12 protein-coding genes are annotated in these 14,536 nt (G+C 64.4%); 3 read left to right on the plus strand and 9 right to left on the minus strand.

From position 1 onward, the window contains the following. Positions 1 to 10 precede the first annotated feature (10 nt). The 6 genes from SMD14_RS13800 to ychF form a co-directional block, all read right to left on the minus strand. Positions 11 to 1,717: an ABC transporter ATP-binding protein gene (locus SMD14_RS13800; protein WP_321214000.1), complete on the minus strand. Its 1,707-nt coding sequence runs from the start codon at positions 1,715 to 1,717 to the stop codon at positions 11 to 13. A gap of 11 nt (positions 1,718 to 1,728) precedes the next feature. Then, positions 1,729 to 2,673 carry an ABC transporter permease gene (locus SMD14_RS13805; protein ID WP_157241687.1) on the minus strand — a complete coding sequence of 315 codons (945 nt, stop codon included), beginning with the start codon at positions 2,671 to 2,673 and terminating at the stop codon, positions 1,729 to 1,731. After that, a complete protein-coding gene (locus SMD14_RS13810; RefSeq protein ID WP_321214001.1) occupies positions 2,663 to 3,592 on the minus strand; it encodes an ABC transporter permease in 930 nt (309 codons plus the stop codon). Before SMD14_RS13810 ends, SMD14_RS13805 begins: the two co-directional genes overlap by 11 nt. Before the next feature lie 122 nt (positions 3,593 to 3,714). After that, on the minus strand, positions 3,715 to 5,400 hold the full coding sequence (locus tag SMD14_RS13815) for an ABC transporter substrate-binding protein (RefSeq protein ID WP_157241686.1): 1,686 nt from the start codon (positions 5,398 to 5,400) through the stop codon (positions 3,715 to 3,717). Positions 5,401 to 5,667: 267 nt separating this feature from the next. Beyond that, positions 5,668 to 7,440, minus strand: a complete 1,773-nt coding sequence (locus SMD14_RS13820) for an ABC transporter family substrate-binding protein (protein WP_321214002.1) — start codon at positions 7,438 to 7,440, stop codon at positions 5,668 to 5,670. 84 nt (positions 7,441 to 7,524) lie between these two features. After that, positions 7,525 to 8,610 (minus strand): redox-regulated ATPase YchF, encoded by a 1,086-nt coding sequence (ychF, locus tag SMD14_RS13825; RefSeq protein ID WP_321214003.1) that lies wholly within the window; start codon positions 8,608 to 8,610, stop codon positions 7,525 to 7,527. A 115-nt stretch (positions 8,611 to 8,725) separates the two neighbouring features. Between ychF and SMD14_RS13830 the strand changes: the two genes are divergently transcribed. Continuing rightward, positions 8,726 to 9,967 (plus strand): DNA recombination protein RmuC, encoded by a 1,242-nt coding sequence (locus SMD14_RS13830; protein WP_321214004.1) that lies wholly within the window; start codon positions 8,726 to 8,728, stop codon positions 9,965 to 9,967. A gap of 19 nt (positions 9,968 to 9,986) precedes the next feature. Here SMD14_RS13830 and SMD14_RS13835 read toward each other — a convergent pair whose 3' ends face one another. Then, entirely contained in the window at positions 9,987 to 11,066 is a 1,080-nt protein-coding gene (locus SMD14_RS13835; RefSeq protein WP_157241683.1) for a 4-hydroxy-3-methylbut-2-enyl diphosphate reductase, read from the minus strand. Between the two features lie 9 nt (positions 11,067 to 11,075). Continuing rightward, positions 11,076 to 11,924 carry a hypothetical protein gene (locus tag SMD14_RS13840; RefSeq protein ID WP_321214005.1) on the minus strand — a complete coding sequence of 283 codons (849 nt, stop codon included), beginning with the start codon at positions 11,922 to 11,924 and terminating at the stop codon, positions 11,076 to 11,078. 194 nt (positions 11,925 to 12,118) lie between these two features. Between SMD14_RS13840 and xseA the strand changes: the two genes are divergently transcribed. Then, entirely contained in the window at positions 12,119 to 13,459 is a 1,341-nt protein-coding gene (gene xseA, locus SMD14_RS13845) for an exodeoxyribonuclease VII large subunit (RefSeq protein WP_157241682.1), read from the plus strand. Continuing rightward, a complete protein-coding gene (locus SMD14_RS13850; RefSeq protein WP_321214006.1) occupies positions 13,452 to 13,670 on the plus strand; it encodes an exodeoxyribonuclease VII small subunit in 219 nt (72 codons plus the stop codon). The genes xseA and SMD14_RS13850 overlap by 8 nt, the downstream gene beginning before the upstream one ends. 10 nt (positions 13,671 to 13,680) lie before the next feature. Here SMD14_RS13850 and SMD14_RS13855 read toward each other — a convergent pair whose 3' ends face one another. Further along, positions 13,681 to 14,535, minus strand: a complete 855-nt coding sequence (locus SMD14_RS13855; protein WP_321214007.1) for a polyphosphate kinase 2 family protein — start codon at positions 14,533 to 14,535, stop codon at positions 13,681 to 13,683. Position 14,536: the final 1 nt, after the last annotated feature.

Raw genomic sequence — 14,536 nt, forward strand, 5'->3', positions numbered from 1 at the left:
TGCCGCGTCGCTAGGCCACTTCCGGCGGCAACATCAGCTTGGCACCGGGAATGGCATTGAGCAGGGCCTTGGTGTACTCCTGCTGCGGCGATTCGAAGACGTCGTCCGTGGATCCGGTCTCCACCAGCCGCCCCTTTTCCATGACACAGACGTGGTCCGCGATCTGGCGCACCACCGCAAGGTCGTGCGTGATGAAGAGGTACGTCAGTCCGAGTTTGGATTGCAGGTCCGCCAGCAGGTTCAGCACCTGCGCCTGGACCAGGACGTCGAGGGCGGACACCGCTTCGTCACAGATGATCACTTCCGGATCCAGCGCCAGTGCACGGGCGATGGCCACGCGCTGCCGCTGGCCGCCGGACAGCTCGTTGGGGTAGCGCTGCATGGCCGACTGCGGAAGGGCCACCTGGTCCAGGAGTTCCCGGACCTTTTTCTCACGGCTGGCTTTGTCGCCGATCTTGTGGACGCGCAACGGTTCTTCAATAGTGCGGAAGATGTTGTACATGGGGTCCAGGGAACCGTATGGATCCTGGAAAATGGGCTGGACCCGGCGGCGGAACTTGAAGAGTTCCGCCGGCTTCAGACCTGACGTCTCCACGCCATCGAACAGAATCCTGCCCTCGGTCGGCTTCTCCAGCTGGAGCACCATCTTGGCCACTGTGGACTTGCCGGAACCCGATTCCCCCACGATCGCCGTCGTGGTTCCGCGTTTGACGTCGAAGCTCACACCGTCAACGGCGGCGAAGTCCGAAGCTCTCCCGAAACCCTGCCGGAGCTTGTAGACCTTGCGCAGGTCCTGGATCTGCAGGACATTGTCTGCCGTTGCCGCCTCTGCGGCCGGGGCCAGGAGATCGGCCGTTTCCACGCCCTGTTCCTTGGCAGCCTGGATCCGCCGGCTGGCGAGGGAAGGTGCGGATTCGACAAGCCTCTTGGTGTAAGGGTGCCGGGGGTTTCGCAGCAGTTCCAGGGAGGGCCCTGCTTCCACGACCTGTCCCTGGTACATCACCACGACCTTGTCCGCCCGTTCCGCAGCCAGGCCCAGGTCGTGCGTGATCAGCAGTACCGACGTGCCCAGTTCCGTGGTCATGGTGTCCAGATGGTCGAGGATCTGCCGCTGCACGGTCACATCCAGCGCCGAAGTCGGCTCGTCGGCAATGAGCAGCCGCGGCTGGCAGGAGAGGCCGATGGCAATGAGGGCGCGCTGCCGCATACCGCCGGAGAACTCATGCGGATACTGGTTGGCACGCCTGTGCGCATCCGGGAGGCCGGCTTCGGCAAGTACCTTGGCAATGTCCTCCGGCCCGCTCGGCCTGCCGTTGGCGCGCAGGGTCTCCTTGACCTGGTAGCCGATTTTCCAGACGGGGTTGAGGTTGGACATGGGATCCTGCGGCACCATGCCGATGGTGTTGCCGCGCAGTTCGATCATCCGCTGCTCGGTGGCGTGGGCAATGTCCTCACCGTCCAGCAGGATCTGGCCACCGGACACACGGCCGTTATTGGGCAGCAGCCCGATGGCCGCCAGCGCCGTCGTGGACTTGCCGGAACCCGACTCCCCCACGATGGCGACGGTCTCACCGGGCATGATGCTCAGGTGCGCATTCCGGACTGCCTGGATGTCCCCGCCGCCGGTCTTGAACGTAATGGCCAGGTCGCGGATTTCCAGCAGCGGCTGGACGCCGGTGGCGCCGGCCTCGTCGATGCGGATTTGTGGAGTGGTCATCTCGTTATCTCTCATCGCTGACGGCTCTTGGGATCGAGGGCGTCACGTACAGCATCGCCCAGCATGATGAAGCTCAGGACCGTGATGGACAGGGCCGCGGCCGGATACAGCATGATTTCCGGCCTGGTTCGAATGGACGCCTGGGCGCCGGCGATGTCATTGCCCCAGGACATGATGCTTTGCGGCAGGCCGATACCCAGGAAGGACAGCGTGGCTTCTGCCACGATGAACACGCCGAGTTCCAGCGTGGCAAGGACGATGATCGGCGCGAGGGCGTTCGGCAGTACGTGCCGCACAAGGGCCCCGAATTTGGAGACGCCCAGGGCCCGCGCCGCAGTGACGAAGTCAGCGTTGCGTACCTCAATGACGGCACCGCGCGTGATGCGTGCCATCTGCGGCCACGCCAGCAGCGAGATGACAAAGACCACCGTCCAGACGCCCCTGTTCTCGCGGAACATGGGAAGCTGGGTGATGACCAGCGCGCCAAGGATCAGCGGCAGGGCGAAGAAGATGTCACCCAGGCGTGCGAGCACGGCGTCAATCCAGCCGCCGTAGTAACCGGCCAGGGCACCGATGGTGACACCGATGACCAGGACGCACAGCACGGAGAGAAGGCCCACTGACAGCGAGGCCTGGGTCCCGTGGATGACGCGGGAGTACACGTCGCAGCCCTGGAAAGTGAAACCAAAGGGGTGGCCGGCCATGGGTCCGCCCTCGGAATTGGCCAGTTCGCAGCCCTCGTTGGGAGCCACGGAGGTAAAGAGTCCGGGGAACAGCGCTATCACGGTCAGCATCACGATCAGCAGCGCGGAAATGATGAACAGCGGACGACGGCGGAGCTTGCGCCAGGCGTCGGACCACAGGCTGAGCGGGGCCTGGTCAGTCTTTACGGCATCCGTTGCCAGCAACGGGGTTTCGTCGATGGGCGCCACAAAGTGGCTGTTATTACTGGTCATAGCGGATCCTCGGGTCAAGCCAGGCGTAAAGGAGATCGACAAGCAGGTTGGCCACTACGAAGACCAGCACCAGCACGCTGACGATGGAAACGATGGTGGGACCCTCGCTGCGGAGGACCGCCTGGTAGAGCTTGTTGCCGACGCCGGGCACGTTGAAGATACCCTCCGTCACGATCGCGCCACCCATGAGGCCGCCGAGGTTGGCACCGAGGTAGGTCACCACGGGAATCAGGGAGTTGCGCAGGATATGGGCCAGGACCACGCGGGGCCGCGACAGGCCCTTGGCAGTTGCAGTGCGCACGTAGTCGGCATTCATGTTTTCGCTGACCGAGGCGCGGGTGAGGCGGAGGACATAAGCGAAGGACACCAGGCCCAGGACAATGGCGGGCAGCAGCAGGCTCCCCCAGTCGGCGTTGGCGCCGACGGTGGGTTTCGCCCATCCGAGCTTGACGCCGAAGACGAGCTGGAAGACGAAGCCCAGGACGAATGTGGGCACGGCGATGACCACGAGCGACGCCACCAGGACGGTGGAGTCGAACCAGCCGCCGCGGCGCAGGCCTGCGAAAACACCGAATGCCACGCCGAAGATCGCCTGGATGGCCAAAGCCTCAACGGCCAGCATCGCGGTGACCGGGAAGACGCGGGCCAGGCTTGCCGCAATGGGCTGGCCGGTGAAGTCGTTGCCAAGGTTGAACGTAAAGAGGTTCTTGAGGAACAGGCCGTACTGGACCCAGAACGGCTCATCAAGGTGGTACTGGCTGCGCAGCGTGTCGATGACGGCCTGCGGAGGCTGACGGTCCCCGAAAAGCGCAGCGATAGGGTCACCCGGGAGGGCGAACACCATGTAATAGACCAAAAGGGTGGTGCCGATGAAGACGGGGATCACTTGAAGGAGTCGGCGCAGAATAAAGCGGACCACCGGATCACCAGCCTTCCGGTTGGGAAGAAAACAGGTTCATTGGTGCCTTCCTGCCGTGCAAGCCAATGGGGGCCCGGCGGTAGCCGGACCCCCATGTGCTTACCGACAAGTTAGTTCTGGGACTACTTTGCGGTGATGCCGTAGTAAAGGATGCTGCCGTTCCAGCCGGTTTCAGCCTTGGCGACGTTGTTGCTCCACACGATCGGCCGTGCCTGGTCCCAGAGCGGCAGGCCGGGAAGGTCCTCGAAGAGGATCTCCTGTGCCGCGTTGAACTTGGCGTTGGCCTCATCCGTGGTCTTGGCTGCCAGGCCCTCCTTGAGCAGCTTGTCGAACTCGGGGTTCGAGTACTTCTCGTAGTTGGAGGATGCGCCCGTGGCCCAGACCGGCCCCAGGAAGTTGTAGAGCGACGGGTAGTCGCCCTGCCAGCCGGCGCGGCTCAGGCCCGGGAGGGACTGGGACTTGCGCAGGTTCAGGACCTCAGCAAACTTGGCGAAGGGCTGGATTTCAGCCTGGATTCCCAGGTTGTTCTTGAAGCCGTTAGCTACGGCGTCGATCCATTCCTTGTTGCCGCCATCGGTGTTGGATGCAATCTGCAGCGGCTTGGAATTGTCGTACGGCTGGATCTTGTCAGCCTGTGCCCAGAGGTCCTTGGCCTTTGCGGCGTCGAACTTCAGGACTTCGCTGCCCTTGAGGCCTTCCTTGAATCCGTCAATGACCGGCGGGGCGAATGCCTTGGCCGGGGTGCGGGTGCCGTTGAAGACAACCTTGGCGATCTCCTCGCGGTTGATGGCGTAGGAGAGTGCCTGGCGGCGGAGCTTGCCGGCTTCACCCTGGAAGTTCGGGTTGTAACCCGGGATGTTCAGGGTGGAGTTGGTGGCAACGGGCTTGGTGGCATTGCGGTCCGGGAAGTCCGAAACGTACGTCTTAAGCGCATTCGACGGGAGGACGTCGGTTACGTCCAGGTTGTCCGACTGCAGGTCGGTGTACGCGGGGCCCGGATCCGTGTAGAACTTGAACGTCACGCCACCGTTCTTCGACTCGCGGGGACCGCTGTAGTCCGGGTTCTTCACGAGGGAGATGGACTGGTCGTGAACCCAGGCGCCTTCTTTCTCCATCTTGTACGGGCCGTTGCCTACCGGGTTCTCGCCGAATGCCTTCGGGTCTGCCAGCGCAGCGGAGGGAAGCGGGAAGAAGGCGGAGTAGCCGAGTCGCAAGGACCAGTCAGCTTCGGGCTGGGCCAGCTTGACGGTAAGGGTGGAGTCGTCCTTGGCTTCGAGGCCGGACATGGTTTCCGCGGTGGGTGCGGGAGTGGTGGTGGTCTTGCCGTCCGCAGACTTCTCTTTGGTAACCGCCGAGACTTCCTCATAGCCGGCGATGGATTCAAAGAAGAACCCGTTGTTCTGCAGGTTCTTCGAGTTCGCCGCGAAGTTCCAGGAATCCACGAACGTCTTGGCCGTGATCTCTTCACCGTTCGTGAACTTCTGGCCCTGCTTGATCTTGATGGTCCAGTTCTGGGCATCAGGCGACTCGATGGATTCTGCCAGCGCGTTCACCGGCTTGCCATCAGCGTCGTAGGTCCGCAGGCCTTCGAACAGAAGCTCGACGACGCGGCCGCCGTAGACTTCGTTCGTGTTCGCCGGCAGCAACGGATTTTGTGGTTCGTTGCTGTAGGCAGTGATGACCTTGTTCGGGTCGCCGGCGGCGTTGCTGGCTCCGTCAGTGCTGCCGCCTCCAGCGCCGCAGCCGGTCAGGGCAAGCGCGGCTATTGCCACTATGCCCAGTGCTTTGGAAGTGCGCGTAAAACGCATTCCGCCTCCTATGAGTTGTGGGAGATAACGAGGGGGAATCTTGTGCTCCCCCGCAGGCGAGACCCAGCTGTCCGCTGTGACGCAGCCTACATATACGAGTAGCCTAACTGCACGAAGTCCAGATACTGGTACTCCGTTGCCAAACCGTGACCGGCCAGCCCTGAACGCTTAGTCGGTCAACAGAAGTTGTGCACGTCACATGCTACTCGCCGGTAGCCGCGGCGGCGAATCGGGACAACCGGGAGCTGCCTCTCCCGCGCTCCGGCGTCATGACGGGTTGGCCAGCCGCCAATCCCACACGTTCCACCAGATGCCCAACGGACCTGAACTGGTCTTGACGCCGGCAACCCGGGCGTTGAAGGCAGTGGTACCAATCGTCTGGTACAGCGGGAGACCATAGGCGCTCTCCCAGATCTGCCTGTCGATCTCCGCCAGGAGTTCATCCTGCTTGCCCAGATCGGTTGTTCCGGCAAGCTGCTCCATCGCCTTGTCCGCGTCGCCGTCGGAGAAACCGTTGAAGTTGCTGCCCGCGCCGGTGCGGAAGATTTGGGGGACACGGCTGACGCCTGCACCCGTGCCGATCCATCCGAGCAGCGCGGCATCGTAACCCCCGCCCCCGAGTGACCGTGCCCAGTCCGCACTTGCCTGCCCGCCGTCAACCACCTGGAACCCTGCCCGCGCTGCCGAGTCGCGGATCAGGGCAAACGCTTTCGCGCGGTTGGGGTTGTCGCGGTTGTACAGGATCCGGACGGTGGGGGTTTCGCCCTCCAGGAGCGCCTTCGCCCCTTCGATGTCGACTTCGGCGTAATCGGCCGAGCCGTTGTTCTTCACGGTGTCGTTGTACTTGGGCTGGGCAGGCAGGAAAACGTGGGAATCCAAGGGCTTCGCGTCCGGCAGCAGGTCCCCCACCACGGCGTCGACGATGGCCTGCCGGGGAACCGCTTTGAGAAACGCGCGGCGGACGTTGTCGTCCAGGAAAGGCCCGGAGAAGTTGAGGTCCAGGTGGTCGTAGCCGGACTGGTTGTACCGTTCAATGGTGATGCCCTGGCCAGCCAGTCCTGCAAGGAGCTCCTCGGTGTCGGCGGAAGGCTGCGGGGAAATGATGTCGGCCTGGCTGTTCCGGAGCGCATCGACTGCCGTAGGAACGGAGCCGGTGAAGCGCACGTTGATTTCATCCAGCCATGGTTCCTGCCCCCAGACGTAGTCACGGTTCCGGACGAGTTTCATGGAGACTTCCGGGATGATCTCACGCACGATGTACGGGCCGCTGGAAAGGAACACGGCAGGATCCCCGGGAAGGCCCTTGGAGTCGAATCCGGAGTTCCAGAAGTCGCTGACCTGCTTCAGCGGTGCGTTCAGGGCCGGCTTTTCCTCGTCCCCGCGCGGTGAGTTCCTGATCAGGTCGATCAGGTCTTCTTCGTCGTTGAGGCCACCTTTGGCTGCAACCACGTGCGCCGGCAGTCCGACGTCGAACGCCACTTCCCAGTCGGCGAAGGGCACGGTGTACTCCAGGGTGATGGACCGGCCGTCCGCCCCGATTTCGGGGAGCACGGTGCCGGCGAGGCCGCTGGTGTCGGAGGCAGTGGAAAAGTATTTGGTGCCCGTCCCCGCCAGGGGGTCGGCATCGTCAAAATACCCCGAACCCGCGGCCCAGCTGAGAAGGAGGTCGCCGGCGTCGATCGCTTCGCCGTCGGACCACGTGACGCCCTCGTTGACGGTATACCGCACCTTGAGCGGCTGGTCCGAAACCTTCTCGAAGCGCCCAAACTTTTCGTTCCGCACCACCTTGGCGGCATCATCGAGGTAGTAGAAGCCCGAATGGGTGATGTGGCCGATTTTGGAGTTGATATCGGTGTTCCCGTCCGCACTGTACGGGTTGAAGGACGAGAAGGCGTTGACCTCAGCGACGGTGACGCTGCCGCCGCGTTTGGCCTCCCCCACCACCACGGGTGCGCTGCCTTGACTGCCGGAGCAGCCCGACAGGACCATGGCAGCCGCGACCGCCGCGGTGATGTACTGCATCAGACGCCTGACCGGCATGCCGCCTCCTTGTTTGCTTCTGCGGGAGGGGCTCCTGGAATCGCCAGGATCACGCCCTTTATTCAGGATAAGGCGTCCGCCGGATCAGACGTTGAAGCGGAACTCCACAACGTCGCCGTCGGCCATGACGTATTCCTTGCCCTCAATCCTGACCTTACCGCGGGCCTTGGCCTCAGCCATGGATCCGGCCTCGATGAGGTCGTTGAAGGACACCACCTCGGCCTTGATGAATCCGCGCTGGAAGTCGGAGTGGATTACCCCTGCTGCCTGCGGTGCAGTATCCCCCTGGCGGATGGTCCAGGCACGGGTTTCCTTGGGGCCTGCCGTGAGGTAGGTCTGCAATCCCAGGGTGTGGAACCCGACGCGCGCCAACTGGTCCAGGCCGGATTCGTCCTGGCCGTTCATTTCCAGCATTTCGCGGGCCTCTTCCTCATCGAGCTCCACGAGGTCGGCTTCGAGCTTGGCGTCAAGGAAAACGGCGTCGGCCGGGGCAACCATGGCCCGCAGTTCTTCCTGCTTTTCCGGGCTGCCCAGGATGGCTTCGTCGGCGTTGAAGACGTAAATGAACGGCTTGGCCGTCAGGAGGCCGAGCTCCTTGAGGTGTTCCATTTCCAGCTTGTCGCTCTTAATCGAAGAGAAAATGGTGTCGCCGCGCTCCAGGACCACCTGGGCCGCCTTGATGGCGGCAAGCTCGGCAGCCTCCCGCTTCTTGATCTTGACTTCCTTTTCGATCCGCGGAATGGCGTTCTCGATGGTCTGCAGATCGGCGAGGATCAGTTCGGTGTTGATGGTTTCCATGTCGGAACGGGGGTCCACCTTGCCGTCCACGTGGATGACATCCGGGTCATCGAACACGCGCACCACCTGGGCGATAGCTTCGGCCTCGCGGATGTTGGCCAGGAACTTGTTACCGAGGCCCTCACCCTCGGACGCGCCCTTGACGATGCCGGCAATGTCCACGAAGGACACCGGCGCGGGCAGCAGACGCTGCGAGCCGAAGATATCGGCCAGCTTCTGAAGGCGGGGGTCGGGCAGGTTCACGACGCCGACGTTGGGTTCGATGGTGGCGAACGGGTAGTTCGCGGCCAGGACCTGGTTGCGGGTGAGTGCGTTGAAGAGAGTTGATTTGCCGACGTTGGGCAGTCCGACGATGCCAATAGTAAGAGCCACGAGTATTGATTCTACCCGCAGGGCGTCCACGCACAGTAACGGCCGGGGAGCCCTGTGCACGCCAGGCGAAATGTCGCTTCGGCAAAATGTCACAGCCCCGTGCGACAGTGAGGGCATGGATGCTTTCGCCTTAATTCTTGCTTTGTTTATGCTGCTGCTGGGCGCCTTCGCGGGTGCGGCGGCTGCGTTCTTTGTGCTTCGGAGAAGCGCCAAGGGCCTGGAGGAGGATTTCGACGCCGTATCGTCCCGGCTTTCAGAGGTCAGTGCGCAGTTCGCCGCGGCCGACGCCGAGCGGCGCCTTTTGGCGGCACAGAACAGGGAGTTGGGTGAAGCCAGGTCCCAGGACGGCAGCGTGCTGCGGGCGCTTGCCCCGGTGGCGGAGAAACTGACGGCCGTGCAGCAGCAGGTTGCGCTGCTTGAGCGTGACCGGGTGGAACAGTACGGCCAGCTTGCCCAGCAGCTTCAGGAAGCCCGGCTCTCGGATGAACAGCTGATCCGTTCCACCCATGCGCTGGAGTCCGCACTCCGGTCCAACAGCGCGCGGGGGCAGTGGGGCGAAGTCCAGCTGCGGCGCGTGGTGGAAGTGTCCGGGATGCTCCGGCACGTGGACTTCGTGGAACAGGTCCACAGTCCCGGGGGCGATTCCAGCGTGCGGCCGGACCTGGTGGTGCAGCTGCCCGGTGAAAAGCAGCTGGTGGTCGACGCCAAGGTTCCGCTGTCCTCCTACCTGGAAGCCCAGGAACTGGGCCCGGACGTCCGCACCGCGGGTGGTTCCAGCGCCTTCCCCGCCGGTCCGGCCCCAAGCAACGGCCACCGCAGCCAGCAGGCGCTGCTGCAGGCCCATGCCAAAGCGCTGCGGGCACACGTGGATTCCCTGGGCAATAAGAAGTACTGGGACATTCCCGGCAACTCCCCGGAGCTGGTGATCTGCTTCATCCCGGCTGAGTCAATTCTCGCCACGGCCCTCATGGCCGATGCCGGCCTCCTTGACCACGCACTCTCGAAGAACGTTGTCCTGGCCTCGCCCAGCACGCTCCTGGCCGTCTTGAAGTCGGTGGCATTCACGTGGCGTCAGGATGTCCTGACAGACAGTGCGCGGGAGCTGTTCGAACTGGCGCGGCAGCTGTACGACCGGATGGGAACCCTGGGCGAGAACGTCACCAAACTCGGGTCGTCGCTGAAGTCATCCGTGGACCGCTACAACGCCATGGTGGGGACGCTGGAAGCGCGTGTCCTTCCTACCGCCCGGAAACTGAACTCACTGGAAGAGTCCGGACTTGCCGCGCCGCCGGTGGTGGAAGCCACCCCGCGCGCCCTTGCTGCACCGGAACTCCAAAGCGATGACGAAGCCGCGTGAGCAGCGGGCTTCCCGGTGATCAGCTGCGCGCCCGGCGCCCGCCGAGCGCGCGGCTGACGTCGCCGGCCTGCTTGAGGGTGGCACGGAGTTCCTTGGGCAGCGAGAAGAGCAGGTCTTCCTCCGCCGTGACGACTTCCTCCACGGTTCCGTAGCCGTAGTCGGCCAGCAGGCGCAGCACCTCCTGCACCAGCACTTCCGGGACGGACGCTCCAGACGTCACGCCGACGGTGGCAACCCCTTCAAACCAGGTTTCGTCGACCTCGTTGGCGAAATCGACCCGGTACGACGCCTTCGCCCCGTACTCGAGGGCCACCTCCACCAGACGGACGGAGTTTGAGGAGTTGGCCGAGCCCACCACGATGACCAGGTCTGCCTGCGGCGAGATCTTCTTGATGGCCACCTGCCGGTTGGTGGTGGCATAGCAGATGTCGTCGCTGGGCGGATCCTGCAGGGTGGGAAACCGCTGCTTGAGCAACCGGACCGTCTCCATGGTTTCGTCAACGCTCAGGGTGGTCTGCGAGAGCCAGATGACCTTTTCCGGGTCCCGGACCGTCACCTTGTCCACCTCGTGGGGACCATTGATGATCTGGATGTGTTCCGGTGCTTCGCCGGCCGTGCCTTCCACTTCCTCATGGCCGTCATGGCCGATCAGCAGGATGTCGAAATCGTCCTTGGCAAACCGGACGGCCTCCTTATGCACCTTGGTAACGAGGGGGCAGGTGGCGTCGATCGTGCGCAGGCCGCGGTCCTCGGCAGACTGGACCACAGCCGGGGAGACGCCGTGTGCGGAGAAAATGACCAGGGCACCCTCGGGCACTTCGTCTGTCTCGTCGACGAAGATGGCTCCCTGTTCCTCCAAAGAGCTGACCACGTGCACGTTGTGGACGATCTGCTTCCGCACATAGACCGGCGGTCCGTAGTGCTCCAGGGCCTTCTCCACGGCGATGACGGCGCGGTCAACGCCGGCGCAGTAACCGCGGGGAGCAGCGAGCAGCACCTTCTTGGTTCCCGGCACCGGGGCTGCGGCAGCTACTTCCTCAGGTGACCGGCGCCGACGCGGGATGGTGGGCATCGAAAGGGAAACAGCTGAGGGGGTCATTCCTCCATGCTACCGGTTTGCCCGCTGCGGCTTCCGCGAGGTGAACCCGGCCACGACGCCCAGCACCAGCAGCACGCCGCCGGTGACCGCCGCTGCCAGGGTCCAGGCCTGGAAATCCGCCGCGGAGGCGGCCACAAATTCGTCCCGGAACATGTTGGCAACTTCATTTCCGCTGTCCGCGGACACGACGGCGGCGGACGCCGCCTGTGAGCCCGCCGCCCAGGCAGCCGCGAGGAGCAGCGCGCCGGCGCCCGCCCCGGCCAGCACTGTCCAGCGGCGGCGTGCAGCCACCAGGGCAAGGAGCAGCGCTACGGCGGATCCACCAGCCAGCAGGTAGCCCGCAGGCGCATAGGTGGTGAGCCGTTCAGTCCACTCCTTGTACATAGGCTGGCCCACGTTGATCAGGGTTTGTTCAGGTGGGTCCAGGGGCAGCCTGGTAGTGCGCGAAATCTCCTCCGCGCCCAGCGCCACCAAGGGGGCGACGTCCAAAGTGAGGGACGAAGCCGAGGCCGCCCCGCCGTCGTCCGTCGCCGGGGCGAAGCTGAGCCGGTGGCTCCTGCGCAGCGTTTCCTCCCACGCGGCTGGATAGCCCGGCAGGCCTGTCAGTGACGAAGCCGCGTCTTCCAGCACCGGCTGGACGAGGTCGGAGAGGAAACCGGGAACGGCGCTGGTGTCGATGGTGCCCACCGCCGCTACGGCCAGCTCCTGCTGGAACGCTGAATTTGTTGCGAGCGGGGCCGCCAACTCCACGAAGCCCTGTTCCTGGACGATGTTGCGGTCCAGCCAGATGGCCGGAACTGCCACGGCTGCCAGCAGGACTGCCAGCACGGTGGCGGCAGCAGAAACAAAAGTTCGCACGGCGGTTCCTTCGTCGTTGGTGGGGTTATCCCATCCTAGGCAGGCTTGGCGGGGGTTCTTTGTCAGCCCCGGGTGGTACAGCTTATGGATAAGGTTGAATGACCGCCGACCTCAGCCCACAGCCCGACACCAGGCAGCCAAACACCGGACGAAGGACCCCATGCCCGCAGCTCCAGCCCCGCGAGGGAGTTCGCATGTCTGAACAGGCGTCACTCCCGGGCACCGGCCAGCAATCCACCGCGCCCACCACGCTGCCTGCCACGGCCGCCGAAACCACCCCTGACAATCCGTGGCCGCTCCAGTTGCTGTCGCAGAAGCTCAAGGCCCACATCGACCGCACGCCGTCTGCTTGGGTTGAGGGCCAGGTCATCGAGCTGAACCGCCGGGGCACCAATGCCTACCTCACGTTGCGGGACGTGGACGCCGAAGTTTCCCTGCCCGCCTCCGTTTGGACCAAGGTACTGGAACGCCAGGACCTGCCGCTGGAGCGCGGATCCCGTGTGGTTGCCCTGCTGAAGCCGGAGTTCTGGATCAAGACCGGACGGCTGAACATGCTGGTCCGTGACATCAGGCCGGTGGGCCTGGGCGATCTCCTTGCCCGGATTGAACGGCTGCGCCAGGCGCTCTCCGCCGAGGGCCTTTTCGCTGACTCCCGCAAGAAACCCCTTCCCCTGCTGCCGCACCGCATCGGGCTCATCACGGGGCGCGATTCGGATGCCAAAAAGGACATCCTGCGCAACGCCGCCCTGCGCTGGCCCGCGGTTGAGTTTGAAATCAGGGAGGTGGCCGTGCAGGGGAACACCGCCGTCGCCCAGGTGGTCCGTGCCCTGCGCGACCTGGACGCCCTGCCGGAGGTGGACGTCATTGTGATCGCCCGCGGCGGCGGCGCCCTGGAGGACCTCCTGCCGTTCAACAGTGAAGAACTGATCCGCGCCGTCGCAGCAGCCGTTACCCCGGTGGTGAGTGCCATCGGCCACGAGGCGGACAGGCCACTGCTCGACGACGTCGCAGACCTGCGTGCATCTACCCCCACGGATGCCGCCAAGCGGATTGTCCCGGAAGTTTCCGAGGAACTTGCGGGCGTCCGCCAGGCCCGGGAGCAGCTGCGCCGCTGCATTGAGCGGCTGGTGGACCGGGAATCGGACCGGCTGGCCTCCCTGCATTCACGGCCCGTGCTGGCTGCGCCGGAAGGACTGGTAACCGTCCGTTCAGAAGAAATCGAGCGGCTGCTGAGGAGGTCTTCGGCCGCAGTCAGTTCCACCGTGGTCCGCGCGGCTGACCAACTGGACCACCTGAAGGCGCAGGTGCGGGCGCTGTCGCCGCAGAAAACCCTGGACCGGGGGTACGCCGTCGTCGAACTCGCCGCGAAGCGCGCTGCGCAGTCAGGCGCCGCGGGCCACGCTGTGGTCCGCCGCCCGGCTGAGGCTCCCGCCGGCGCCCCGCTGTCCATCCGCGTGGCGGAGGGCCGCTTCGGCGCAACCTCCACCGGAACACCTGAAGAGACCACTACCGAAACCGGAGAACTACATGACTGAGCAGACGGCAGGGGCCGGAATCGCGGCCCTGAGCTACGAAGAGGCCCGCGAGCAGCTCATCGCGGTGGTGGGGAAGCTCGAGGCCGGCGGGGCAAGCCTTGAGGAATCCCTGGCGCTCTGGGAACGGGGCGAAGCCCTGGCCGCCCGGTGCGAGGAATGGCTGGAAGGTGCCCGGAAGCGGCTGGCAGCCGCCCGCGACCAGCCGCTCTGACAGCAAGGGCTCAGGAGCGCGCGGCCAGTTCCCGTTCCATCGCTACATCAAACTCCGCTTTGGGCCACTCAAGGTTAAGGTCAGTGAGCGCGCCCAAGAGCAGCTGCTGGACGGCAATCCTGGCAAACCATTTCTTGTTCGCCGGGACAACATGCCAGGGAGCTGCAGCGGTGCTGGTCTCCTCGATTGCCGCCTGGTAGGCGCTCATGTAGTCGTCCCAGAAGGCGCGCTCCTCCAGGTCTCCCCGGCTGTACTTCCAGTGTTTGGCCGGGTTGTCCAGGCGGGCCAGCAGCCGCTGCTTCTGCTCCTCGCCGCTGATGTGCAGCATGACTTTGACCACCTTCGTCCCGGAGTCGGTCAGCCGCGTCTCGAACTCGTTGATGGCCACGTACCGCCGCTTGATTTCCGCGGGAGTCGCCCAGGCACGCACCCGGTGGATCAGAACGTCCTCGTAGTGTGAGCGGTCAAAAACACCCACCATCCCGGCGGCCGGCACCTCCTTTTCGATGCGCCACAGGAAGTCGTAGGACTTTTCCTCCTCCGTGGGCGCCTTGAAGGCTTTGAACTGGACGCCCTGGGGGTTCATGGCGGCCATGACGTGGTTGACGATCCCGCCCTTGCCGGCGGTGTCCATGGCCTGGAGGATCAGCAGGATCCGCTTCCGTCCGCCGAACCGCGACTCGGCGAACAGCTTTTCCTGCAGTTCCGTCAGTCCGTTGTCCATTTCGGCGAGCAGGGCCTGGCCGTCCTCCTTGGTGCCGCTGTAGCCGGGGGTGGCGTCAGGATCGACTTTGCTCAACAGGAACCCCTTCCTCGCCCGCAGGGTTTCAGAGGGGTGCTGGTCGAAGCCGACGGCGTCGGGCATG

This window comes from Pseudarthrobacter oxydans (assembly GCF_034258515.1).
In the GTDB taxonomy this organism is placed as follows: domain Bacteria; phylum Actinomycetota; class Actinomycetes; order Actinomycetales; family Micrococcaceae; genus Arthrobacter.